Consider the following 25,871-nt stretch of genomic DNA (forward strand, 5'->3'; position numbering starts at 1 on the left):
AAGATTATCTAAGGCTCAATACACAGATAAGGCGCTATTAGGGCCTTAAGACTTAATTGCTAATCTTTTCCCGTCAGCAAAAAGTCGTGCTCGGGGTCTACAATAAACTGCCCACTCATAGCTTCACGTCCGAGTAGCATTAAGTAGGTCATTTCAGAGCGATCAGTTAGGGTTAATTGAATATCCCACTGGTAGCCGTCCATTATTATAGGTGTAATTATAACATAGCGCTTCTCACGTGTAGCTGTTGAACTCTTTACGCGCTTTTGTCCTTCAACGCGAGCTTCTCGGCGAACTACTCGTTCTACGTTGTGGATGTCTGGGTGAATATCAAATTTAATCCATAGTTCACCGTCCTGCTCGAACTCTTCAATATTGTCTACGTGAAGTGACGAGGTGGCGGCTCCAGTGTCTACACGCACATTTAAATCAGAGATAGCAAGTTTAGGTAAGTCACACAGTTCTACCGCACCAACAATTTTTTTATTGTTCATCAGTCTTTCTACCAATTTTAAAGAACAGGCCCCTGTTCTGGTGGTAATAAATTGTCTTGTAATAGCTCAACGTGTTCAGCAACAGTATCAGGCTCTGAGAAGTATGCAATATGGTAAACGGCTTCACCTTCTTGGGTAAGGGGAATATTTTGTTTACCAATGACAACCCCTTCAGCAGGGCTTTCAAGGCTGTCTAAATAATTGCCAAATGGATCCGCAATAGTGGCTAGTTTGTCACCTTTTTCAACATGATCGCCCAGTTGGGCAAGGTGATTTACAAATCCACTTTCAGGCGCGCGCACCCAACCACTTTGTCTGGCAATGAAACGCTCAATGCTGTGGCCTTTGCTGCGACTCTTGTTAAGCATGCCTAAGTGGCGCATGGTATTGATAATACCTTTTACGCCTGCGCGAATAGAAAATTCGTCATAGCGCAGTGCTTGACCTGCTTCATAGAGCAATATTTTAACGCCATTTTCACTGGCCGCCTCGCGTAGTGAACCGTCTCGTAATTCCGCATTAAGCAACACAGGCACGCCAAACGCCTTAGCCATTTCTAGTACTTCAGGATCGTCTAAATCCGCGCGAATTTGTGGCAGATTACTACGGTGAATAGCGCCTGTATGTAGGTCGATGCCCACGTCACATTTACTCACTATTTCTTTAAAGAATAAGTTCGCCAACCGCCCAGCAAGCGAGCCCTTTTTACTACCCGGAAAGCTGCGGTTTAGGTCGCGTCTGTCGGGTAAATAGCGAGACTGGTTTAACACTCCATATACGTTAACCATTGGTACGGCTATCAAGGTGCCTCTTAAACGCTCAATTGCCTTAGACCGTATAAGACGGCCGACGATTTCTATACCGTTTAATTCGTCGCCGTGGATGGCTGCGCTTACGAACATAACAGGGCCTGGTCGCTTTCCACGCTTTACATATACGGGAATACTCATGTTAGTAGCCGTGTATAACGGCGGCATTTCTAACTCAATCTTTTTGGTTTCGCCAGGAGCAATGCTTTCACCCCCAATTTTTAAAACATCGTTTACCACTAATGTTTTCCTATGTTTACGTTATTGCGTAGGTTGAAGGGGCTAGCCTTTCCCACGGGTTTTGGTTTTGTGCGGCTCGGCACTCTTTTCAATGAATTCAATAATCATGCTGGCAACATCTTTGTTGGTCGCTTTCTCGATACCTTCTAAACCTGGTGAAGAGTTAACTTCCATAACGACCGGGCCGTTGTTCGAGCGAAGAATGTCTACACCACAGCAGTTAAGCCCCATTGTTTTTGCGGCATCTACCGCTGTTTTGCGTTCAGCAGGGCTTAAGCGAACCAAGCTTGCTTGACCACCGCGGTGAAGGTTAGAGCGAAACTCACCAGGCGCCGCCTGACGCTTCATAGCAGCTACCACTTTTCCACCAACCACAAAGCAGCGTATATCGGAACCCCCCGCCTCTTTAATGAACTCTTGTACTAAGATACTGGCATTAAGCCCCATAAATGCTTCAATAATGGATTCTGCGGCTTTTTGAGTATCTGCTAATACTACGCCTATACCTTGGGTACCTTCGAGCAGCTTAATCACTACCGGTGCGCCACCCACGGTCTTGATCACATCGTCGATTTTGTCAGGGTGATGAGCAAAGCCGGTTCTAGGCATGCCAATGCCTTTTCGTGAAAGCAGTTGGAGCGAGCGCAATTTATCTCGAGAACGGCTAATAGCCACTGACTCGTTAAGACTGTATGTGCCCATCATTTCAAATTGGCGAACCACCGATGTGCCGTAAAAGCTAACCGATGCACCTATACGAGGGATCACCGCATCATAGTATGGAAGTTTCTTACCGTTGTAGCGGACAGAGGGGCGTGCGCTCGTGATATCCATGTAACAGTGCATAGTGTCGATAACGTCGACCTCATGCCCGCGAGCCTGCCCAGCTTCCACCAAGCGTGAAGTAGAGTAAAGACGTGGATTTCTTGAAAGAATTGCGATGCGCATTATAAAAAAGCCTGTAGTTTGTGATTTATTTTGTCGTTTATTCGACGTGTCAGTAATCACGTCTAGAACGTGATCATACCAATCTGTACAAATAATGACCCACTCAGAAGGCGCTGGCAAGTTTCCTTGCGAAGCGCGGGAATGCAGGAATGATTGTTTCCTTTCAAATTCCCAGAATGAAGCTAGGAAGCTTGCCAGGCCTTCCCGAAGGGCGAGTTTAAAATGTCTGTACTCTTTGTTGTGTCACCTTGATGTAGTACCACTATACCTGCGGTAACACGCCGCGATTACGAACATTTTAACTTTTCCTGAGTGGGTAATTATCTATACAGACTGGTATTAATTAGACAAGTCATTTTTGCGCGCATACTAATAGAAGTGTTAGGGGGTGTCTTACGAATAATTCTTGTGGTGTCGATTGCTTTTAATGCATGAACTTGTCTGTTATTCGCGTTAGCATTAATGCGCCTTGGCTTTTCTAAATAAAAATCAGAGAGAAAGGCCTATATGGCTCACAAAAACAGTAAGGAAAGAGTAAATGAATGAGTGGTGGCATGGTTTTTTGGCGTGGTTAACTCAGTACCAGTCAAACGTCGTGTTCAGTGGTTTAGTTCTGCTTATCTATTTGGCTATGTCGCGGAAATTACTGCCAAAATTAGAAAATAATATTGTAAAATCAAAGCTCAAATCTAACAGTGCATTAAAAGGGCTTTTTGCTGCGCGTGTGCTCGTAGCTACGGTCTCGCTTTGCCTGCTTTTATTGGCTTGGGGTATTGATTTCTCAGGCTTACTTGTACTTTCTACGTCTATAATAACGGTGACTGGGGTAGCGCTATTTGCAAGCTGGTCGCTTATAAGTAACATTACCGCGTACTTTATTTTATTGACCAATGTAGCCTATCGTCGCGGCAACTACGTGCGTATTCTTGATGGGGACAACTATATCGAGGGAGTAATTGCGGATGTTGGGCCATTTAGCACGCGCTTACTCACCGCTGACCGCGAAACTTTAATGTATCCTAACAACTTGATTCTAACTCGCCCAGTGCTACTCAACCCGAAAGAAAAGTGGGGCGCAATGGGTAAAGTTGTGGCGAAGTCGAGTGTAGAGACGCCGGTGGTTAAGACGGAAGAAACTAAACCACATGACGAGTTACTGTAAGTACTTCTTTATTCGTCATGTACAGTTCAATAGTAGAGAACGAAAAGCATTCAATTAACGTGGTACAGATATGTTATCGCTCCTCAATAATTAAACGTTTTTCGCTTCTCTGATATAACGCGTCATACTTTGTAGTAACGCGCGTAGTTTTGCCGGTTTAAGCGGCTTAGCCAAAAAGTTTACGCCTTGGTCTTTACACTCAGTAACTAAATTCTCATCTGGTGTTGCGGTTATAAGCGCCGCCGGCACAACGATGTTTAGCCGGTGTCTTATCTCCTCAATCAGCGCAAGCCCATTTTTCTCGTTATCGTGACTAAGTTGATAATCCATCAGTAAGATCTGAGGCTGAATGATTTCACAAACCTTCAGTGCATCATCCCAGTTATTCGCTAAGAACACATTCACGCCCCATTTTTGTAATAGGGTTTGCATGGCATCTAAGTTTTCTCTTTGGTCGTCTACGCAAAGTACATCCATTCCAGTGAATGTGGTACTACGAGGCTTTGCTGCAATATTAGTAACCCGTCTAGGTTCAACTTTGTCTAAAGAAAATGTAAAGCAGCTTCCTTTTCCCACCTTTGAGTTAACCTTAATATCGCTGTTAAGCTGAAGGCTTAAGCGGCGCACTACACCTAATCCAAGCCCTAACCCATGCTCTTTGCTCTCATTGGCGCGAAAGAAATCGCCAAATATACTGTCTTTCTTATCATCGGAGATACCAATGCCAGTATCGAAAACCTTAAAATAAACAGTTTCTTTTACGGGTTTTACGACAAATAAAACTCGACCCATTTCCGTGTATTTCACAGCATTTGATAGCAAGTTTTGGGTTATTCGATATAAATAAGTTTTATCGCCTCGTACCCAACAAGGGCGGATAATGGCTTTGAAACCAAGCCCCTTTTCACGGGCGCGCATGGCCATTTCATCAACAAGCGGAGAGAGTAGAGCGCTAACATCAATAGACTCGATATCGGGTTTCATTTCTCCCTGGTCCAGTCTAGCAATATCCAACAGTGTGCCTATAAGTGTTTCACTTGAGGTAACGCTATGTCCAAGTTTTTGAATAATAGCGTGGGCCTGATCAGAGAGTTCCTGCTCTTCCAAAGCACTTACATAGAGCTTGGCTGCATTAAGTGGCTGCAGTACGTCATGACTGGCAAGGGCTAAGAAGCGGGTTTTACTGGCGTTGGCGTCTTCAGCGGCTTTTCGTGCTCTTATCAATTCTTTCTCGGCCTCTGACCGGCGTTCTATTTCAAGGCGAAGCTCGGCGTTAATGGAGTGTACCTCTTCCGTGCGTTTCTTAATACGGGCTTCAAGATCAATATTCGATTCTTCTAACGCTTGCTGAATTTCCACGTGCCCGGTGATGTCGTTGAAGCTTGTTACAAAACCGCCTCCGGGAAGTGGATTTCCTACCATCTCAATAACCCGACCATCTTTGCGCTGACGAGTAAAGCGATGGGGCATACCGGATCGCAAGTGCGCCAAACGTTTTTCTACTTCAGCATCGACATCGTGAGTCCCAAACTCGCCTTGCGACGCGTTGTATCGAATGAGCTTTTCAATAGGCGTGCCCACAGCAAGTAAGTTGTCTGGGTAGGGATAAAGGTTGGCGTAGCGTTTATTCCAAGCGACCAAATTCAAATGTTTGTCTACCACGCTAATGCCCTGATCCATGTTTTCAAGCGAGGTTAATAGCGCCGTCATATTAAATTGCATCGCCTGCGTGGTATCGTCGAAGAAGTTAATGACCTCAGTAAAATCCATTTTTTTACCGCGCAGCGCACTGTCTAGTAATACCTTAGCGCTCGATGCGCCAATCACACCACCGAGGGCCCGCTCACAGAATGATAAAAACGATTCATTAGGCGTGTCAGTGTGGCTTAATTGACAATTGTTTAACTGTTGATATTGGGTAAGAAGCTGATCGCAACGACCTGTTCCCATAAAGGTTGAAAGCAAAGTGATAAGGTCAGACACGGTAACGTTTGTGGCTTGAGCTTTCACCGTGTTGTTACTAGAAATGGCGGGAGAAACGAACGCTTCTGCCTGCATTCTGTCGATAAGGCGCTGGGGAGCAAAGTGAGAAAAGAGTATGTATACCAGGCTGTTTGCAGCCAAGCTAATCATGGCCCCTTGGCTTATAAGTTCGTTTTGCTCCATTTGCGAAACTTGTTCACTCACAATGGGCAGCACTAACCACAGCACCCAGATAACAAGCCCTACCATTAAGCCAGCGTAGACACCATGGGCATGAGCGCGTTTCCAATAAAGGCCGCCAACAATGGCAGGCATTAGCTGTATTACAAGAGAAAACGCAATAAGACCAATAGAGTGAAGAGACCGGCTGCTGGTCATTTGCTGGTGGTATAAAAAGGCCATTAATAAAATGAAGGCAATAACGATACGGCGAATAAGGCGGATTCTTTTCGACACGTCTTTTTTATCATCAGTGTTGCCGGAAAACGCGAGAATACGCGGCAATATCACGTCATTAGTAAGCATGGTACTTAGCGTTAACGTGGCGACAATAATCATAGCGGTGGCCGCAGACAGCCCACCCACAAATACAATAACCTGAAGCAGCGCAGATTCCGAAAACATTGCAAGAGACAAAACATAGGAGTCAGGTTCAATGCCTTGGCCAGCAAAAATGGCTTTACCTGCGATAGCAATAACGGGAATAACCGCGGAAATAATGGTTAAGTAAAGCGGAAATAGCCAACGCGCCGTGCGTATGTGCCCCAAGCTTAAGTTATCAATAATGGCGACATGAAACTGACGAGGTAAGCACACAATAGCTGCCGCAGCCATGATGGTTTGTGCGATGAAGCTAAATGAGCCAAATTGAGCAAGTGCCACCTCGTTAGTAAAACTTTCGAAAAATGCACCAGACTGGGTACGCTTCCACGCGCTGTAACCCACAATAGCAACCAGCACTAAAGCAAGTAGCTTAATGGTTGACTCAAAGGCTATGGCCAGCATCAGGCCACGCCTATATTCTGTTACATCAGTTTGGCGCGTACCAAAATAAATCGCGAAGGCAGCGATAAAGCCTGTGGCGGCAATGATAATTCCATTGCTGTTAGGTTGTTGAGTTAACAGTTGAAAGGTGGCGCCAACTGCTTTTAACTGAAGCGCGATGTAGGGAATGGTTGCCAGTAAAGCAATAAGCGTAACGACTAAGGCTACGGTTTGACGCTTGCCATAGCGAGACGCAATGAAGTCTGAAATGGTTGTGATATGCTGCTTTTTACTTACCAGTGTCAGTTTGTAAATAAACTTGTATCCCAGCACATAGACCAAGATGGGCCCAAGCATGATTGGCAGGTAAATCCACGTATCTCTACTTGCTTGCCCTACCATGCCAAAGAAAGTCCAAGCGGTACAATAGATTGCCAGGGCTAATGAATAAATGGCGGGATGAGAAGTCAGTGCTCTTGCTGTAGGCGAGTTCTTTTCTCCCCAACTTGCTAATGAAAACAGCAAAAAAAGGTACAAGACTGCAAGCGTTACCCAACCAAAAACCATAATCTTCCTTTAACTTAGTTTTAACAACCATGCTGATATTATAATCATTTCGACCATAGTCTACCTACGACCATGGTCTCATTTTGAATTTCACACCTCAGGTCTAGAGTAATAGCCGACCTCCTAGATGCTTGACTTTTGCTGCTTTGGTTCTGTCGTGTACAAAAGTTTCAATCGCAGCAATAACGTTAACAAAGCCGAGCGTTAGGGAATTGTAAAATCATAACAACTAGTTAACCTGACATGAGGGTGAAACAATGGCATTTAGAAACGAAGAGGACAAAAAGGCCTACTGGAGTGAAAACCTAGCGCTCCTAGCTAAGCTTTTAGTCGTTTGGTTCATCGTATCATTTGGTGCCGGCATACTGTTTGTCGATATCTTAAATGAAATTCAGTTTTTTGGCTTTAAATTAGGCTTCTGGTTTGCACAACAGGGCTCAATTTACGTATTTGTTGCATTGATCTTTGTCTATATGGCGAAGATGAACGCCATGGACAAACGCTACGGCGTAGATGAGGAGTAAATCATGGACGTTCAAACTTTAACATTTATTATCGTTGGTGCGTCGTTCGCGCTGTATATTGCAATTGCAATTTGGGCCCGCGCCGGGTCGACAAATGACTTTTATGTAGCAGGTGGCGGCGTACCGCCTGTTATGAACGGTATGGCTACGGCGGCAGACTGGATGTCGGCAGCATCGTTTATATCAATGGCGGGTCTTATCTCATTTATGGGGTACGACGGTGCGGTATACCTTATGGGCTGGACCGGCGGTTATGTTCTACTTGCGCTTTGTTTAGCACCTTACCTACGTAAGTTCGGTAAGTTTACTGTGCCTGACTTTATTGGCGATCGCTACTACTCACAAACCGCCCGTACGGTTGCGGTATTTTGTGCCATCTTCGTTTGCTTCACCTATGTAGCAGGCCAAATGCGTGGCGTAGGCGTGGTATTCAGCCGCTTCTTAGAAGTAGATATTGTGTCTGGCGTGGTTATCGGCATGGTCATTGTGTTCTTCTACACTGTGCTTGGCGGTATGAAAGGCATTACTTACACTCAGGTAGCGCAATATTGCGTAATGATCTTTGCCTATATCGTACCTGCGGTATTTATTTCGATGATGGTAACAGGACATATCCTGCCACAAACTGGTTTTGGGGCCACTTTAGCTGACGGTTCGGGGATGCATATGCTGCAGAAACTCGATAATTTATCCGTCGAACTCGGGTTCAATGAATATACGTCGGGAACGAAAAGTACCATCGATGTATTCTTTATCACCTTTGCACTAATGGTGGGTACTGCGGGTCTTCCACACGTTATTGTTCGCTTCTTCACTGTGCCTAAAGTTCACGATGCACGTAAATCAGCAGGCTATGCCTTAGCATTTATCGCTATTCTTTACACTACAGCACCGTCGTTAGCAGCGTTTGCTCGTGTGAATATGATTGAAACCATTAACGGCCCTGAAATGACGGGAACCAGCTATGAAGAAGCGCCGTCGTGGATTAAAAATTGGGAACAAACTGGCCTTATCTCATATGAAGATAAAAACGGTGATGGCAAGATGTTCTATTCGGGTGATGAGCGCAACGAAATGAAAGTTGACCGCGACATCATGGTATTGGCTAACCCTGAAATTGCTAATTTACCAGCGTGGGTAATTGCGCTTGTTGCGGCAGGTGGTGTGGCAGCAGCCCTTTCTACTTCAGCGGGCTTACTGTTGGTGATTTCCACCTCTGTATCACACGACTTACTGAAGCGGAACTTTATGCCTAATATTACAGATAAAGCCGAGCTGATGTATGCGCGACTCGCTGCTGGTGTTGCGATAGTGATAGCGGGTTACTTCGGTATTAATCCACCTGGATTTGTGGCGCAGGTGGTGGCATTTGCCTTCGGCTTGGCGGCATCCAGTTTCTTCCCTGCAATTATTATGGGTATCTTTAGCAAGCGCATGAACGATAAAGGTGCTATTGCTGGGATGATTTCAGGTATCGCGTTTACAGCGGCTTACATTATTTACTTTAAATTTGTAAATCCAGCAGCTAATACGCCTGATAACTGGTGGTTTGGTATCTCGCCTGAAGGCATTGGTACTTTAGGTATGATGGTGAACTTCATTGTGGCTTTCCTTGTGTTCAAAGCAACAGGTGAAGCGCCAGAAGAAGTTCAAGAGCTGGTTGAGAGCATTCGTTATCCTAAGGGAGCGGGTGAAGCATCAGCGCACTAAGTTAGTATTGCCTTAAGATAGGCTTTAGCAAAATAAAACCAATCTACTGGCGAAAGTGAGTAGGTTGGTTTTTTCTTTTTGTGAACTGGACAACTTCTATGACTGCAATGGCTAAACAAGTTGAAGGCTTTCTTAATACCTCAGCGCCTTTTGACTTGCTGGACAAAGAGCAAAAGCTGCAGCTTGTAAAACACACTGAGCTAATCTATTTGACCGCTGATAATGTGGATCAGGTTCTGAAAGATAAGGTCGCGCTGTTTCTTATTCAAAGTGGGCAGTTTTCTGTGAAAGATTCCGATGCTCCAACACGCCATTTGAGTGATGGGGACTATTTCGGTTATACGAATATAATGGAAAAGGGCAATTTTCCATTAAGCATAACGGTCGACAGCCCGGGGTTAGTCTATTGCTTTGATGCGTTAGCTGTCGAACCTTTACTAGAGATACCAGTAATACGGCACTTTTTTGATGGGCTTAGAAATAATGCACTTCAAAGTCACGCTATAGCAGATAGTAATTCAATGTGGCTTTACAAGGGACTTTTAGAGGTTATCGAAAAAGCCCCTGTTTCCGTTGATACTCAAACGCCCATTACGGTTGCTGCTCAGTTAATGACGTCGCAAAAAGTTTCTTCTTTGTTGGTTACGCAAGAAGAGAAGCTTATTGGCATTATTACTGATCGTGACTTAAGGTCGAGAGTAGTTGCGGCATCTTTAGACACTCATCTTCCGGTTAGCCAAATAATGACGGCTAATCCCTCCCAAATTATGGGAAACAGAACGCTTTTTGATGCATTAGCGCTAATGACAGAAAAAAATATTCATCATTTGCCTATTATCGAGCAACAAACGCAAGTGCCGCTTGGAATGGTAACGGCCAGCGATATTATTCGTCATCAGCGGGGAAACGTACTGTTCATCATTGGTGAACTAAGCAAAGCCGAGAACTTATATGAACTCACGCGCCTCTCGTGGCAACTGCCTCACTATTTCTCTGCCCACGCGAAAAAAGCGGGTGATTACGATATTGCTGGAAAAATACTGTCACAAGCAACCGATATTATGACCAGAAAGCTCATTGGCTTTTTCCAACAAGCTAACGGTAAAGCTCCCATGATGTTTGCGTGGTTGGTGTATGGCTCGCAAGCTAGAGAAGACCAAACAATGGGGTCAGATCAAGACAACGGTTTGCTTCTTGCGGAACGACCTACCGAAGCGCAATCCGCATATTTTTCAAACATGGCCCAGTACGTGTGCAACGGGTTAGCAAAGTGCGGTATTAAGCTGTGCGATGGCAATATTATGGCTAGTAACCCCAAGCTTAGGTTGTCACTGAATGAAGCTCTTGAAGAGGCGAAACAATGGGTAAAAGCGCCCACCAAAGATGCCATTATGCATTTTAATATTTTTCTTGATGTGCGATGTGCAGCGGGAGATGTAAGCTTATTCAAGCAGCTTCAAAAACAGCGTGCGCCTTTGATGCAGCAAAACATGTTTTTAGCAGCACTTGCCAGACATAGTAACGATATATCGGTGCCGCTTTCCATGTTTCAGAAGTTTGTTTATGAAAGGGGCAGAAAACAAAAAGACGTTATTGATCTTAAAGCCCGTGCCGTCGCTTTAATAAATAATATCGCCCGAATTTACGCTTTAGCCGATGGCGTAACTTTACCTAATACACTTGCACGTCTGGAAGCTCTGTCTGAACGCTCTCAACTATCAAAACGAGATGCAGTGAATCTTAGCGATATTTGGCTGTTCCTGAATCGTCTGCGCTGGCGTCATCAACTTGAAAACAAGGTTACTGATAATCGCGTTTCCATATCAAGCCTGTCATCAATTGAAAAACATCAGCTTAAAGCTGCTTTTAAAGCCATAGAACGAACGAATCAAGCTATGGTGATGAAGTTTTCCGGCGGCGTGAGTTAATCGACATGGTTCAACGGTGGATAAAGGTATGCGCACAGGCGCTCAATAGCAAAACGAAACTGAAAAAGCGTCTTCGCGAACTTAGCGTTTACAATACATCATTTACCGCAGTTGATTTAGAACTTACTTCGCTAAACCCTTCAGCAACGCAAATTACTTCTGTGGGTTATGTGAGTGGCAAGGGGGGGCGTATCGATTTATCGACGAGCGGTTATCATGTTATCAACACTACCGCAGACCTAGGACAAAGCCCTGTGATTCACGGTTTAACCCCTGACATCTTGCAAAAAGGTGAGAATTTGGAGAGGGCTCTTCATGCACTCACACCTTTATTACAACAACACATTCTTATCTTTCACAACGCTAGGCTGGACTTAATGGCATTAAATAGCGCATTTAAACAGTGCGCTGTACCAAAGTTGGAGGTGGTTTATATTGATACCCTTCAGCTTGCGCTATATCAGCTAAATAAGCAGCATCAGGTTTTACCAAGTAATAGTGCTACGCTAGGTGTGTGCCGTCAACGCTTAGATCTTCCAGCTTTCAATGAACACAATGCGCTAGATGATGCGTTAGCTACGCTTCAGCTTTTCCTAGCCCAGTTGACGGAATTAGGTGTAGAGAAAGAGGCTACGCTGGACTGTCTGCTTCACACCGGGGCGGTTGGGTGTATTCAGCTAGGTAGCAGCTAAAAACTTTTTATCGTTTGTGAAGAACTGGGGCTCTTTGCTTTTTTAGTAGGCGCAAGTGAAGGAGATACTAAGCGGTTACGCCCGGAAGTTTTAGCTGCATACAAGTTTTTATCTGCTTCCAGCATGACATAATCAATCGTTTTATCATCGCTGGCGGTTTTTATTGCTAAGCCAGCACTCAATGTTATACGCCCGTACTCAGACGAACTATGAAGAATGTTGAGATCGTAAACGGTTTGCAATAGACGTTCTGCTACTGCTTTAGCACCATCTACATCGGTATTTGGCAAGATCACCAAGAATTCCTCGCCACCAATTCTAACCAATTTGTCCATAGGCCGAAGGAGTGCGTCGTTTATCGTTTTACTGACCTTCCACAAGCAGCTGTCGCCATCTAAATGTCCATACATATCATTAAACAGTTTGAAGTGATCAACATCAAAGATAACTAGAGCCAAGGGAGTAGCGTTGCGCTCGCTGTCTCTTACAAGTCGGGGTAAAAAGTCATCCAAATAGTGCCTGTTGTAGGCTCCAGTCAGTTTGTCGATATAAATCAGCGTTTCTAAAAAATCGCTTCTAAGTTTGTGTTGAATATGTGACTTGACGCGATTGCGCAGCGTACAAGCATTCACAGGCTTTACTACAAAGTCCACACAACCCGATGCCCAACAGCGAGATTCTTCCTCTTCAGTGGAAGAAGACGTTACGAAAATGACTGGTATATGTTCGCAAGATGGCTTTTGTCGAAGTAGTGCTGTGGTTTCGTGCCCATCCATTTCTGGCATGGAGACGTCCATTAGGATTAAGTCTGGCTTATTGTGTTTGCAGTACTCAATGGCTTCTTTTCCTGAGCTCACAGAAAAACGCTCTACTATTTCATCGAGTAGTGTTTCTAAAATAAGTCTACTGCTAGCTTGATCGTCGACAATCAATACACTGCAATCAGCTAAAGACCGATCGCCGACTTGGTCAATGTACACTGGAGCTCCTAAACACATATGTGAGCGTTCAATTAGTAAGAATACGCCTGAATCTGGAAAAAAACATTAATCAAAAGTGTAATATTCAAGCGTTAGGTTCAGCATCATTGTTATCTGCTTCTCTATATAAAACTTTAAAGAGTAAAGCATTTTCAATAGTTAAAAGACTACTGTGCTGTATAAATATAGTACAGATTTAAGTGTTGCTAGCTAGAATAACAACTGAAGTAACGCAAGCCCATAAACACCAAGCGTACAAAGCGCACCTATCATATAAAAATAGCTTCTAGGGCTAGGGTTTTTTTCTGTGGCAACTGCATAGTATAGCGCCATATGAATGATACGACTTAGTGCGAAGGCCCAAACCAAGATAGCCAATAGGTCTGTTTGCGCACCAAGAAACATGCAAACTAGGGCGGGAAGCACAAATTGATGAATATTTTCAAGCGAGTTATGAAAGGTTCTGTGACTTCTAAATACAAAACTATCATGGCTTAATTCCTCGCTAACTTTACCGGGGATGTAGCGAGACTGTTTTCTATGCGCCACAGCGGCAACAATGTTTTGAACGAACACCGTAAAGCTAATCACTAATAGGCCAGCAATACTGTATGTGTAAACCGTAAACATATGAACTCCTTTTCTAGCCCAAAGGGCAAGGTTAATTATCTGAAGTTCTAATAGCACCGAGACTGATTTGTTTGTTCAACTCACGCGCTGGATAGTACTAGAACAATGAAAACAGTGTTTCATATGATTTTTTTACGGAGAAGTTATTGGGAGAGATCGGTGATAAGTTTAAAAAAAGCAAAGACTGACTACAGGCGATCTTTGCTTTTCTTTTTAGAGAAACATCTTATAGAGAGGCTTTTACATCGTCTGGAAGTAATACAGTATCAATAACATGAATAACACCGTTGCTGGTCATCACATCAGCCTTGATAACCTGAGCATCGTTTATCATGACTTTATTCATAGTAGTAGAGACCATAACTTTACTTCCTTCCACTGTAGTTGCATCAGAAAGCGCAGATACGTCTTTGGCCGTTACTTTGCCAGCTACAACATGATAGGTAAGAATTTTCACAAGTGTTTGTTTGTTTTCTGGCTTAAGCAGCATTTCAATCGTTCCATCAGGTAAAGCTGCAAATGCATCATCGGTTGGCGCGAAAACGGTAAATGGACCATCTCCTTTCAATGTAGTGACTAAATCAGCAGACTTTACGGCAGCAACCAATGTAGAAAACATGTTATTGCTTGCGGCTGTATCGACAATATCTTTTTGCTCACCTTCAGCATGGTGTCCCGCGAAAGCGCTTGCGCTCACTACAATTAAAAACAATGCACTGATTAATTTTTTCATACTATTTCCTTTAACATGTAAATTGGCTTTAAGTGAAATTCACTATCCTTCGTTTTGCCTACTACTAGGGGCCTGTTGAGCTTTGTTGTAAAGGAAAAGTCAACAGGCTTCCATGTAGCAACTAAAAGGTACTGAATCGAAAGTTGTTACGGCGCTATTTAATAATTTGATGATTAACTTTGTGTAATGCCATTAGAGAAACGATAACCATTAGTAAGAATGAGAAAACAGAAAAGTGAGTAAGCCCACTTTGATGTTCTTTTGCGATAAAAGTACAACAGCACAGCTTGTAAATAAAATGTAAAAAATGGTTGGGATGCTATAATTTTAAACTATCGAGTAACTAAAATAGGTGCCTTATATGAATACTCGACTAGTTTTAGTTTGGCTACTTTGTTGTTTTCTTAGTGCTTGCCAGTCTACTGACGAGCAAAATGTAGCATCGCCACCTACCTTATTAAACGACAACCTGTTTCCGTCATACCATTTGTTTCCCGTAGAGACCATCGACGAAATTTTTTACTTAGGTGAAGATGCCCAGTTTTTTGCTGAAAAAGCGGTACATAACAAAAGCACTTTGCAGAAAAATGTTAAAGGCTTAGTGAAAGCTATTTTTGACCATTCTGATTATGGCATGCTGTATCGAAATAGCGCGAATACGACAGCAGACACTACGTTTAACAACCGCGCGGCAAACTGTTTATCCCTCTCAATTATGACCTATGCACTTGCTGAACATGTGGGGCTAGACGCGACCTTCTATGAAGTAGATATTCCAGAGTATTGGACACGAAGAGAAGGGTATAGCCTGCTAAATGGGCATATTAATATGCGCGTCTCACTGCCCAGCGATAACCAGATTGCCTCGGTTGGAGGTTCATGGGCAGACGTAGACTTTGACCCGCAAATGCTACGCAACTACTTTCCCAGAAAGCCAGTGTCAAAAAATAAAATAGTGTCCATGTACTACAACAACAAAGGGGCAGATGCGTTGGTTGCGAATAGCTACACAAGGGCTTACAGCTATTTTCGTGCCGCTGCTACATTAACGCCTGAATTACAGCAAAGCTGGGTCAACCTTGGTGTGTTATACAGAATGGTTGACGCTTATGAGCAGGCTGAGATGACTTACAAGCACGCACTATCACTAGATGACGAAAACCTCACCGCATGGGAAAATTTATCTATTCTTTATACGCATCAAGATAGAAACGTAGAAGCAATGCAGATTGCGCAAATGGTTGAAGCAAAGCGTAAGAACAACCCTTTTTATCATTACATATTAGGGGAACAAGCTTTTGATGCTGGCAAGCTTAACGCCGCAATAGCGCATTATAGAAAAGGGCTCAAGCTTGATAATGCACGTCACGAGATATTATTCGGCATGGCCAAAGCGTATCACGAGTTAGGAGATGTTAGCGAAGCACAGCGTTATTTAGAAAGAGCCGTGAAGCATTCGCCAAACCTACAGGAAAAACAACGCTATTCTTCTAAATTAGCCACCTTGGCAAGCAACTAAAAAAAAGCCGCAGACTAGCTGCGGCAAAAGAATAACACTACAAAAGGAACTTAATTTATATAACGCCCAGCTCACGAAGGCGCTCTTGCAGGTATGACCCTGCAGTATGACGTTCTGAAAGAACAACATCTGGTCTTGGGTGTAAAAACAATGGCAACGAGATACGAGACTTCGTCATGTCAGTGCCATCTGGGTTTACAACCCTATGGGTAGTTGATGGGAAATATCCGCCTGATGCTTCTTGAAGCATGTCGCCAATATTCACAATCAGGTTCCCGAAATCACAAGGAACGTCAATCCAACTACCGTCTTTAGCTTGTACTTGCAATCCAGGCTCGTTGGCTGCCGGTAAGATAGTAATCAAATTAATATCTTCGTGAGCAGCAGCGCGAATCGCATCTACTTCTTCATCACCTTTTAGTGGTGGGTAGTGCAGTATACGTAGCAAGGTTTGATCAGAATCTTTGATCATGCCACCTAGCGGTTGACTGTACTTATCACTCACCTCAGAAGGAGAATGCTTTTCTATCCAACCCAACAGCTCTTTCGCTAATGTGTTTGCTTCCTCATAGTACTGAGAAATTTGTGGATGTAGCGCTTCTGGGCACTGACCCCACGGATAGAAGTGGTAATACTCTTTAATATCTTTTTTCGTAAAGCCTTTAGCTACCTCAGATACGCTCTGAGGGAAAAATCCGTCTTGTTTACCTTTGTTGTACAGGTAGTCGTTCTTCTCTTCACTGTCGAAGAAACCCTGCCAATTGTCGTAAATACCTTGAACTAATGACTGTTGGATAGGGTGATTTTTCAAAACACCGAACCCTGTCTCGCGAAGTGACTTCACGAATTCTTCTTGTGCGTTTTCCGCTTGGTAATCAACAGCAACTAATTGCATAACTTTATCCCGTATATTTTGACTGCGGCATTATAAAGGTAGACGGGCTACAGAAAAAAGTCGCAGAAATTGACATAAATCAACCCCGCGAGGAATTTGCGCGTAATTTACAGAAACCTGACCAGTTAGTCTAGTAAAATCTTGACCAACTGGTCCAAATTAATGAAATTTAACCAAGAGAGAGGTAAAAGCCCGCTAGCGCGGCACTCATTAAGTTAGATAACGTTGCAGCAATAACAGCTTTTAACCCCAGTCTCGCAATTTCTTTTCTGCGTGTTGGTGCCATAGCACCAATTCCACCCATCAAAATAGCGATAGAAGAGAAGTTTGCAAAACCACAAAGTGCAAAGGTGATAATGGCCTGAGATGCTTCAGATAGCTGCGATTGGTTTTCTAAGAAGTTAAGGTAAGCAACGAATTCGTTGACCACCATTTTCTGACCAATGAAGCTACCTGCAAGTTGTGCTTCCTCCCATGGTACGCCGATTGCCCATGCAAGAGGTTGAAGTACATAACCCAGGATCCCTTCAAACGTAACGTTTTCATAGCCAAATAGCCCTGCTGTCCAGCCAATAAGGCCGTTAAACATGGCAATTAACGCTATGAAAGCGAGTAGCATAGCGCCTACGTTTAACGCAAGCTGCATGCCTGACGCTGCGCCACTGGCAGCAGCATCAAATACATTAGCGTAGCCGGTATCTTCCGCGTCTACGTCGTGTAAGTCTTCATTTGGTTTACTGGTTTCAGGCAAGATAATTTTTGCCATTAGCAAACCACCTGGCGCAGCCATAAAGCTTGCTGCCAATAAGTATTTAAGGTCAACGCCCATTCCGGCATAACCAGCCATCACAGAGCCCGCAATTGACGCTAGCCCGCCTACCATAATGGCAAACAACTCAGAGCTCGTCATGTGTGGGATGAAAGGGCGAACTACCAAAGGCGCTTCGGTTTGACCGACAAAAATGTTGGCTGCAGATGACATGGATTCAGGGCGACTGGTACCCAGCGTCTTTTGTAAGAAGCCACCGATAACTTTAATAACAACTCCCATCACTTTAAGGTGATAGAGCACTGCGATAAGGGCTGAGAAAAAGACAATAACGGGAAGTACGTTAAAAGCGAAGATAAACGCAATAGACTTGTCGCCGATAGGGCCAAACAGAAAGTTTATGCCCTCTTGGCTGTAAGCAATAATATTAGCAACAAATTTGGTTGCACTTAACAATACTTCTTTACCTGTTTCAGAATACAGGACAAACGCGCCAACTGATGCTTGAATAGCAAATGCGCCACCAACGGTGCGCCAATTTATACTGCGTTTCGCCGATGATAACGCGAAAGCAATACCCAGAAGGACTGCAATGCCCAGTAAACCTACCATAGTAATGTTCCCTTAAAGAAGCGCTTGCTGAATGTGTGATTTAATCACATCTAATGCAATTTGGTTTTTGCCACCTTGCGTCACTACTACGTCGGCAGTGAAGCGGCTAGGTTCGATAAATTGATGATACATAGGCTTAACAGTTTCTTCGTACTGTTTTGCCACCGACTCAATGCTACGACCTCGTTCTTTCAGGTCTCGCATCATTCGGCGCATCAAACAAATATCAAGAGGAGTATCGATAAAGATTTTTACGTCGTACAGAGGTAATAAATCTGTACGTGCAAGCAACATAATACCTTCAAGTATGATCACCGGTGCGGGGTTTAAGCGCTCCGTTTCAGGTAAACGTGTGTGCGTTTTATAGCAGTAATGCGGATAGTCGATAGGTTGGCCATCACGCAATGCTTGCAAGTGCGCTTTCAATAACTCGTGTTCAAATGCGTTTGGATGATCGTAGTTATTCTTCTCACGCTGTTCCATGGGAAGGTGATCTTGGGCGCGATAGTAGTGATCTTCGCGCAGCACTTGAACAGGGCGGCCTTGAGCACTGAAGCCGTTAAACAAATTTTTTGTAAAAAGAGACTTCCCAGAGCCAGAAGCTCCAGAAATGGCAATAATTAGTGGCGATTGCATAGTACTATAAAGCTGGTTTTGTTGGTGCAAAGATACGCGTTTAGGCCTCGCGAATCAATGTTATATTCACAAGTTATTACTTTTGGGCGCGGTCTTTGCTAGAACTTTATTGTGTTTTCAAGGTATTGCGGGCTGTTTTTAAAACTCGCATAAAATACAAAAAAGTTCTCCAATTGGTCAGTTTTTAATTAATTACCAATAATTTCGATATCCTCTTCTTTTATCGGTGGCAATGCGTAAGAGTGTTGCTTTGAACGTGAACCCTCTCCTTGAGCCCGTGGTGGGTAATATGTTTCTTTCTCTTCGCTGAATGAAGAAAAAACTTCGTCAAGAGCGGCTCTTATTTCGCTTAACGTCTTATCAAGATTTGCGTTGAAATCTGGGCGCTTACGTTTGGTGTGGCCAAGTTCAATTAAGCGACCAAAACTTTTATTTGCAAGAACCAACAGTTCACTTGGCACATCTTTATGCGGGGGGAGTGGTACACCGGGATGTTCAATGCAATATTTCACCAGTGCAGTGTAAAAGCAAAGTGGTTTGTTTTGCAGTATAACGACCTTATCGTCGACACCGTTTGAAATTGTTTTTTCCTGGAGATTAATTATCAGCTTCGGTGAAGGAGGAATCACTTCTTCTAGCGACGTTGGTTTCTTTTTAACCTTATTTGAGACACTGAAAATAGGGGTCAATAGCAGTGACGACAGCAGTGCAGTCCAGCTAAAAGAGAGCGCACTTAGCGTTCCAACTGCTCGAATTTCTGCGGTAATCGTTTGTTCTGCGTTCTTGAAATTAGCATCAATAATAGAGCTGTAAGATGTGAAATCTTCTTTATCGACTCCGATAGTCTGAATACTCTTTACAAGGACAGGATAACCTCCATCTTTGAGCGCCTTATTGAGTTTTTCTAGATACCTAATAATTGCGAATTGATTCACGGGTGTATTTAGTGTGCTGTTTCCTACGTCAAGAAAGGCGCTATCTAAGCTTATTCTTCGTTCAACCTTATCGACTGCTTCATGAATTGAAGATTGATAAGACCAGTATTGTGCAACGAGAGCCACACACTGTATGCACGCAAAAAGTGCAAAGAAGATAAAAAAGATAAAAGGTTTAGGCTTCCAGTTGAGAGGTTTATTACTCATCAGTTACAGCCTTCTTCAAGTGTAATCGTTTTGTAATAAGGCCTTGGGTGTGACATAGCTATCTCGTTTACAACGGTTTGCATGGCGCAGAATAGATCCGTGTTTTGCGTCAGCATTTTTAAGTACCACTGCATGCCGCTGACATCCTCTTGAAGGGGCGTTGCATAGTTTTTGGAAAAGTTCTCACTATCTTCTTCAGCCCAATAGGACGAAATTATATCGATTTCTCCGGCGAGTAATGCTCGCCTTAATTCTTGATGAGAACTGTAATAAACAATGTTTACGTTGTTGTCACTTAATCCAATGCTTTGTATCACGGTTTTCGGCACAATGTGACCAGAACGGCTGCTTGGATAATCTAAAAGTCCAATGCTTTTTCCCAGCAAATACTCTTTTGAAAGTTGTGGTCGCTCTCTTAAGGCTATAAAAAACGCTGAATAATCTGGATGGGAAGCTATTTTCGTTAATCCATATATTTGATCTGCGCCAAACGCATCAACTACATTGCTCTTGACCAGCGCTAGATTAACTACACCGTGGTTAATATAACGGAAAGTGTCATAGTCGCTTTGACCGATAGTTACCTTGACCTCGCCATATTGACGCTTGATGATTTTATCATCACACAAACGCTCGCTAGCCATTTCTGCGATTCTGCCATCGGTAACATAAACAGAAAAAACATCATTGTTACCCTCAAGACCAGTCTTGCAGGTTATGTAATGACCAGTTTGTGGCGCGATATCACCATACGATGCAGAATTTAGAAAATAGTTTATCGAACCGCAAATAACAGCGGTCAGAATTAAAATTATCCATTTTCCTGAAGCAACAATTCTGAAATTAGTCAAAAAAACGACCGAATGAATTAACGATTTATAAAGTGATTTCATCAGTTAAGGTTATTTATTGCAATAGGTAAGTTTATTTAAATGCGTTAATATATTGAAATTTAATGGTTTTTTATAGGTAAACCTGATTTTTATTAAACGCTGTTTATTAGTTGCCCGTCTGTCAAGAATAGGTCCAACAAATCGAAGCGGGTCGCCAATAATAATAACAAGTAAATTAACTTGACCATGTGGTCAAGAAAAAAATTGCAAACTCAGTATTCTCGTACGATTGCTGTTAAATAAAAATGTAAAAGTGTAATAAAAATGACATGAACCTTGACGACAATTCATCGGGTTCCGGTTAATAACCAGACAAAATGTACAATGTATATGCAGTTTTTAGCCGAAAAAAGAATTTTAAACAAAAAGGGAAACACACACATGAGCTCATCAGCTAAATTCAGTCGCATTGCGGCTGCGGTTGCGCTGTCAATCGGTTTGTCTACCACTGCAATGGCGCAAGAAACGTCATCTGCAATGGAAGGCCGCATCCTTACCCCTACAGGTGCACCTGCTGCGGGAACATCTGTTACTGTTATTCACGAACCTACTGGTACAGCCCGTGAAGTGGTTGTTGGTGCAAACGGTACATTTAACCTTCGTGGACTTCGCGTAGGTGGGCCTTATAGAGTCGTTATCGATTCTGATGAGTACCAAGATACGACTATCGATAGCGTATTCCTAGAACTAGGTAACCCATTTGGTGTAAACCTTACGCTAGAAGATGCAAGCGATATCGAAGTTATCTCTGTAAGCGGTAGTGCATTAACAGCTACAGCGTTTGGTGCGACCGGCCCACAAACAGTATTCAACCTTGAAGCGCTAGAAAATACGCCTGCTATTAACCGTAGCATCGGTGATATTGTGCGTGTTGACCCTCGTGTTTTCGTTGATGAAAGCTTCAACGACTCAATTAGTTGTGGCGGTGCAAGCCCGCGTAACAACAGCTTGACCCTAGATGGTATTCGCATGAATGACAACTTCGGTCTAAACAGCAACGGCTTCCCAACTGAGCGTATGCCTTTCTCTTACGACGCTATTCAACAAGTAGCGGTTGAGCTTGCTCCTTTCGACGTAGAATACGGCGGCTTCACTGCGTGTAACATCAACGCGGTAACCAAATCAGGTACAAACGAAGTTCACGGTGGTGTTTTCTATGACTTTACGTCTGACTCTTACCGCGGCGACGAAGTTGACAGCGTAGAGCGTGACAACGGCAACTACACTGAAAAACGTTACGGCTTCAACGTTGGCCTTCCACTAATTAAAGATAGTCTTTTCCTTTTTGCTGCTTACGAGAAGCTTGAAGGCGTTCAGCTATATGATTACAACGCGCTTGGCGGCCGTGTAACTCAAGATGATATCGACCAAGTAACTGAAATTGCGCAACGCGTTTACGGTTACGATGTTGGCGGTACACCAGGTTCTGCGCCAGTTGAAGATGAAAAAATTCTTATTAAACTAGACTGGAACATTAATGCAGATCACCGTGCTTCATTAGTTTACAACTGGAACGATGGTTTCAGCGTAAGCCAATCTGATGGTGGTTCATCTAACCTTTCTCTTAGCAATCACTTCTACGAGCGCGGCGCTGAGCTAACTACGATTGTTGGTTCACTCTACTCAAACTGGACTGACGATTTCTCGACAGAACTTCGTATTGGTCACACTGACCTAGATAATCGCCAGCAATCACTTGATGCTGCTTCTGGCTTTGCAGAAGCGCAGATTTCTACTGAAGGTAACGGCCGTATTTACATCGGTCCTGATGATTCTCGTCAGTCTAATGACCTTAACTACGAAGTGTTTAACTTCAAGCTTGCGGGTACTTATTTTTGGGGCGACCACGAAATTACAGCCGGTGTTGAATACGAAGAAACTGATGTATTTAACCTGTTTATGCAGCACACCGTAGGTGAATACCGTTTCGACAGCATTGCTGATTTTGAAGCAGGCCTAGTTGACCGTATTTACTACAACAACTCAGCGGGTACAAATAACCCAGCTGATGCAGGTGCTTCTTTTGCATTCGACGTGACCACGTTCTACGTACAAGACGAGTTCTATCTGACTGACGACCTAAAAATTATGGCTGGTCTTCGTTACGATACATACGGTTCTGACGACACACCTCGTTTGAATGAAAACTTTACTGAGCGTTACGGTTTTGCAAACACGGCAAATGTAGACGGTATCGACCTTCTTCAACCGCGTTTCGGTTTTACTTACACAGTTAACGAAAGCCTAGAGCTACGCGGTGGTTTAGGTCTTTACTCTGGTGGTAACCCTAACGTTTGGATCTCAAATGCTTACTCTAACGACGGTGTGACGAACATTGGTACTCGTGAAGGTCAAATCGATGGCTTCGTAAGTGGCACTACTTCATTGTTTGACCTAGCGCTAACTGGTCAAGGTCGTCCGATTTACGACGTACCACAAGAGCTATTTGACGTAGTAGCGAACACTAGCCTAACAGATGGTGACGGTAACACTAACGCAACTGACCCAGACTTTGAAATTCCGTCTGAGTGGAAATACGCGCTAGGCTTCACCTACGTAACTGAAAACGACTACCTAATTAACGCTGATATGATCTATACCGATCGCCAAGACTCAGCGATTGTTAGAGACGCTAACATCGTTTACTCAGGTCAAAATCGTTTTGACGGTCGTCCAATTTACGAGCGCATTGACGCGGACCGTAACGAAACGTCTGACTTTATCCTTGGTAACGTAGATTCAAGTGACGACGGTAGTTCGCTTGTACTTTCAATCGGCGTAAGCAAAGAGTGGGATAATGGTTTCGATATGGGCGCTTCATACGCTTATGTTGATGCTGAAGATGCTAACCCAATGACAAGCGCAGTTGCATTCTCGAACTACGCGAACTTTGCAACTAGCGATCCTAACAATCCATCTGCAGCAACGTCTGACTACGCTGTTGGCAACCGTTTTAACTTCTCTCTAGGCTACACTGCTGAGTTCTTTGACGGTTATGCAACGCGTTTCAACTTGTTTGCAACGGCTAACGAAGGTAAGCCTTTCTCTTACGTTCATAGCAACAACTCAGCATTCCCATGGGATGGTGTATTTGCTCGTCAGCTTATTTATATCCCTGAAGTAAATGATGCGAATGTTGTATTTGTTGATCAAACTAACCGTGATGGTGACGTGCTACAAACTGCAGAAGAAGCAGAAAGACTGTTTAACCGTTGGGTTGAGAACAACGGCTTCGAACGTGGCGAGATCCTTGAGCGTAACAGTGAAACTGCTGACTGGTGGTTTAAAGCTGACTTACGTGTTTCTCAAGAGCTTCCTGGCTTCTATGAAGGTCATACAGCAAGCGCGTTCTTCGTAATTGAAAACTTGACTAACTTGATCAACGACCAGTGGGGCGATTTCCGTCAGGGTAGCTTCGGTGGTGATGAAGTTCTTGATGCTAGTTTCAATGACGCAGGTCAATATGAGTACAGCGCCGTTTCTATTCCAGAGCAAAGCGTATCTCGCGGTCCATCTCTTTGGGAAATCCGCGTAGGTGTTAACTACCGCTTCTAAGAAGTAGTAAACACGAACTACAAGTTGTAGTGTTAGGTGCCACTCTCCTTAACAGGAAGTGGCACTTTTTTATGCCTGCAATTTATCTCACACATCTGTTACTTACCGCGCATAGCCTTTGTTTATGATCTAAGTCCCTCCACTACACGAATTAACCGACGAGAGAATTTTTTAAATGCTCGCAAGGAGGGCTTATGACAAAACGTATGCTAATGGTAATGACGTCTCATGAAATTATGGGTGATACGGGTAAGAAAACAGGCATGTGGTTAGAAGAGTTCGCAGCGCCATATTACGCATTTAAAGATCAAGACTATACGATTACCCTTGCGTCGCCAATGGGAGGCCAAGTACCTATCGACCCAAATAGCCTTGCAGATGATGCGATGACAGACGACGCAATAAGATATACAAAAGATGAACTGGCGCGAAGTGCAATGGCGTCGACTATACCGCTTGAAGATGTGCGTGCAGATGAGTTTGACGCAGTATTCTACCCAGGTGGTCATGGTCCTTTGTGGGATCTGTCAGATAATGCCCACTCAATTAAACTCATAGAAGACACAATCGCGGCAAATAAACCTGTTGGCGCAGTCTGCCATGCTCCAATCGTGCTTAAGGACGTTAAAACTTCAGATGGCAAGTACTTAGTTGATGGTAAGCAGGTAACTGGATTTTCAAACAGCGAAGAAGCGGCAATGGAACTTACCGATGTTGTCCCATACCTAGTTGAAGACGAACTAGTGAAAAAGGGCGGTAAATATGAAAGTGCAGATGACTTCGCCGTAAAAGTGTGTACTGATGGTCTACTGGTGACAGGACAGAACCCACCGTCATCACGCCCAGCTGCAGATGCCCTAATTAAGCTTTTATCTTAGGAAAGTCTTAGTTTATAAACTATTTCGAAACCGCATCTTGTATGCGGTTTCTTGTTTTCGGTTACCGAGTCTTTAACGAACTAGTTAGACATTTTCGAATAAATCTTCAACGCGTTGTCTTAGCTCTTCAATTCTTGTCACATCAGCTGGCGCTATAAAAATGGTGTCGTCGCCTGCAATAGTACCTAATACGCCATCTTTCTTGCTTAACGAATCTAATAAACGGGCGATAAGTTGAGCTGCACCTGGACTGGTTCTGATAATAACCATCACATTATTGTGGACAATGTCTAACACAAGTTGTTTCAGGGGGCTCTTGGCGGTTGGCATGCCTAGTTCTGGGGGCAAACAGTACACCATGTCGCCCCTGGCATTACGAGTCCTTACTGCACCGAACTTGCTTAGCATTCTAGAGATTTTAGATTGACTGATATTGTCAAAACCTTGAGCTTTTAAAGCATCTACTATCTCGCCTTGTGAACCATAACTTTCCGCTTTAAGAATCTCTTTAAAAGCCTTGATGAGTTGCTCTTGTTTTGCGTTTGCCATTAGCGCTCTTTTCTTTTCTGAGGGTTATCGTTAGGAATT

Annotated in this window: 21 protein-coding genes; 8 read left to right on the plus strand and 13 right to left on the minus strand. The window is 43.6% G+C overall.

Translation table 11 applies throughout. The annotated features are described in order from the left end of the window. Positions 1-59 precede the first annotated feature (59 nt). Genes ACXAGV_RS17870 through rimK form a run of 3 tightly spaced genes read right to left on the minus strand, consistent with a single transcriptional unit; the run spans position 60 to position 2,491 of the window. Complete coding sequence (locus tag ACXAGV_RS17870; protein WP_474874399.1) at positions 60-494, minus strand: ATP-dependent zinc protease family protein; 435 nt, start codon at positions 492-494, stop codon at positions 60-62. A 17-nt stretch (positions 495-511) separates the two neighbouring features. Further along, positions 512-1,543: a succinylglutamate desuccinylase/aspartoacylase family protein gene (locus tag ACXAGV_RS17875; protein WP_474874400.1), complete on the minus strand. Its 1,032-nt coding sequence runs from the start codon at positions 1,541-1,543 to the stop codon at positions 512-514. 42 nt (positions 1,544-1,585) lie between these two features. Continuing rightward, positions 1,586-2,491 carry a 30S ribosomal protein S6--L-glutamate ligase gene (rimK, locus tag ACXAGV_RS17880; RefSeq protein ID WP_025257684.1) on the minus strand — a complete coding sequence of 302 codons (906 nt, stop codon included), beginning with the start codon at positions 2,489-2,491 and terminating at the stop codon, positions 1,586-1,588. A gap of 538 nt (positions 2,492-3,029) precedes the next feature. Here rimK and ACXAGV_RS17885 point away from each other — a divergent pair. Next, positions 3,030-3,653: a mechanosensitive ion channel domain-containing protein gene (locus tag ACXAGV_RS17885; RefSeq protein WP_474874401.1), complete on the plus strand. Its 624-nt coding sequence runs from the start codon at positions 3,030-3,032 to the stop codon at positions 3,651-3,653. Positions 3,654-3,743: 90 nt separating this feature from the next. Here the strand turns inward: ACXAGV_RS17885 and ACXAGV_RS17890 are convergent, their stop codons facing one another. Continuing rightward, positions 3,744-7,187 (minus strand): PAS domain-containing hybrid sensor histidine kinase/response regulator, encoded by a 3,444-nt coding sequence (locus tag ACXAGV_RS17890; protein ID WP_474874402.1) that lies wholly within the window; start codon positions 7,185-7,187, stop codon positions 3,744-3,746. A gap of 257 nt (positions 7,188-7,444) precedes the next feature. Here ACXAGV_RS17890 and ACXAGV_RS17895 point away from each other — a divergent pair, with 257 nt between their 5' ends. From ACXAGV_RS17895 to ACXAGV_RS17910, 4 genes are all read left to right on the plus strand, one after another. Continuing rightward, a complete protein-coding gene (locus tag ACXAGV_RS17895) occupies positions 7,445-7,711 on the plus strand; it encodes a DUF4212 domain-containing protein (protein WP_039216401.1) in 267 nt (88 codons plus the stop codon). A 3-nt stretch (positions 7,712-7,714) separates the two neighbouring features. Further along, positions 7,715-9,421, plus strand: coding sequence for a sodium:solute symporter family protein (locus tag ACXAGV_RS17900; RefSeq protein ID WP_474874403.1), 1,707 nt, complete (start codon positions 7,715-7,717; stop codon positions 9,419-9,421). Between the two features lie 98 nt (positions 9,422-9,519). Next, a complete protein-coding gene (locus tag ACXAGV_RS17905) occupies positions 9,520-11,349 on the plus strand; it encodes a putative nucleotidyltransferase substrate binding domain-containing protein (RefSeq protein WP_474874404.1) in 1,830 nt (609 codons plus the stop codon). Between the two features lie 5 nt (positions 11,350-11,354). Further along, positions 11,355-12,041 (plus strand): 3'-5' exonuclease, encoded by a 687-nt coding sequence (locus ACXAGV_RS17910; protein WP_474874405.1) that lies wholly within the window; start codon positions 11,355-11,357, stop codon positions 12,039-12,041. Here ACXAGV_RS17910 and ACXAGV_RS17915 read toward each other — a convergent pair. The 3 genes from ACXAGV_RS17915 to ACXAGV_RS17925 form a co-directional block, all read right to left on the minus strand. Then, positions 12,038-13,021, minus strand: coding sequence for a GGDEF domain-containing response regulator (locus ACXAGV_RS17915; RefSeq protein ID WP_474874406.1), 984 nt, complete (start codon positions 13,019-13,021; stop codon positions 12,038-12,040). The two genes, ACXAGV_RS17910 and ACXAGV_RS17915, sit on opposite strands and share 4 nt — an antisense overlap. A gap of 210 nt (positions 13,022-13,231) precedes the next feature. Continuing rightward, positions 13,232-13,651 (minus strand): MAPEG family protein, encoded by a 420-nt coding sequence (locus ACXAGV_RS17920; protein ID WP_474874407.1) that lies wholly within the window; start codon positions 13,649-13,651, stop codon positions 13,232-13,234. Positions 13,652-13,877: 226 nt separating this feature from the next. Beyond that, the gene (locus ACXAGV_RS17925) at positions 13,878-14,384 is read right to left on the minus strand and encodes a fasciclin domain-containing protein (protein WP_474874408.1); all 507 of its coding nucleotides are present in this window, start codon (positions 14,382-14,384) and stop codon (positions 13,878-13,880) included. A gap of 361 nt (positions 14,385-14,745) precedes the next feature. Between ACXAGV_RS17925 and ACXAGV_RS17930 the strand changes: the two genes are divergently transcribed. Further along, positions 14,746-15,903 carry a tetratricopeptide repeat protein gene (locus ACXAGV_RS17930; RefSeq protein WP_474874409.1) on the plus strand — a complete coding sequence of 386 codons (1,158 nt, stop codon included), beginning with the start codon at positions 14,746-14,748 and terminating at the stop codon, positions 15,901-15,903. Between the two features lie 55 nt (positions 15,904-15,958). Here the strand turns inward: ACXAGV_RS17930 and ACXAGV_RS17935 are convergent, their stop codons facing one another. The 5 genes from ACXAGV_RS17935 to ACXAGV_RS17955 form a co-directional block, all read right to left on the minus strand. After that, the gene (locus ACXAGV_RS17935) at positions 15,959-16,798 is read right to left on the minus strand and encodes an isopenicillin N synthase family dioxygenase (protein WP_474857416.1); all 840 of its coding nucleotides are present in this window, start codon (positions 16,796-16,798) and stop codon (positions 15,959-15,961) included. A gap of 169 nt (positions 16,799-16,967) precedes the next feature. After that, the gene (locus ACXAGV_RS17940) at positions 16,968-18,179 is read right to left on the minus strand and encodes a NupC/NupG family nucleoside CNT transporter (protein WP_474874410.1); all 1,212 of its coding nucleotides are present in this window, start codon (positions 18,177-18,179) and stop codon (positions 16,968-16,970) included. A gap of 12 nt (positions 18,180-18,191) precedes the next feature. After that, positions 18,192-18,815, minus strand: coding sequence for a uridine kinase (gene udk / locus ACXAGV_RS17945; protein WP_014950808.1), 624 nt, complete (start codon positions 18,813-18,815; stop codon positions 18,192-18,194). A 188-nt stretch (positions 18,816-19,003) separates the two neighbouring features. Beyond that, complete coding sequence (locus ACXAGV_RS17950; RefSeq protein ID WP_474874411.1) at positions 19,004-19,957, minus strand: hypothetical protein; 954 nt, start codon at positions 19,955-19,957, stop codon at positions 19,004-19,006. Further along, complete coding sequence (locus tag ACXAGV_RS17955) at positions 19,957-20,850, minus strand: hypothetical protein (RefSeq protein ID WP_474874412.1); 894 nt, start codon at positions 20,848-20,850, stop codon at positions 19,957-19,959. The genes ACXAGV_RS17950 and ACXAGV_RS17955 overlap by 1 nt, the downstream gene beginning before the upstream one ends. 381 nt (positions 20,851-21,231) lie before the next feature. Here ACXAGV_RS17955 and ACXAGV_RS17960 point away from each other — a divergent pair, with 381 nt between their 5' ends. Both ACXAGV_RS17960 and ACXAGV_RS17965 read left to right on the plus strand, forming a co-directional pair. Beyond that, on the plus strand, positions 21,232-24,405 hold the full coding sequence (locus tag ACXAGV_RS17960; protein ID WP_474874413.1) for a TonB-dependent receptor: 3,174 nt from the start codon (positions 21,232-21,234) through the stop codon (positions 24,403-24,405). Positions 24,406-24,599: 194 nt separating this feature from the next. Then, the gene (locus tag ACXAGV_RS17965) at positions 24,600-25,283 is read left to right on the plus strand and encodes a type 1 glutamine amidotransferase domain-containing protein (RefSeq protein WP_474874414.1); all 684 of its coding nucleotides are present in this window, start codon (positions 24,600-24,602) and stop codon (positions 25,281-25,283) included. A gap of 84 nt (positions 25,284-25,367) precedes the next feature. On the opposite strand, the gene argR is transcribed toward ACXAGV_RS17965, so the two are convergent. Further along, the gene (argR, locus tag ACXAGV_RS17970; protein ID WP_025253953.1) at positions 25,368-25,832 is read right to left on the minus strand and encodes a transcriptional regulator ArgR; all 465 of its coding nucleotides are present in this window, start codon (positions 25,830-25,832) and stop codon (positions 25,368-25,370) included. Positions 25,833-25,871 lie beyond the last annotated feature (39 nt).

It is taken from the genome of Alteromonas sp. ABH4_453 (assembly GCF_056160665.1).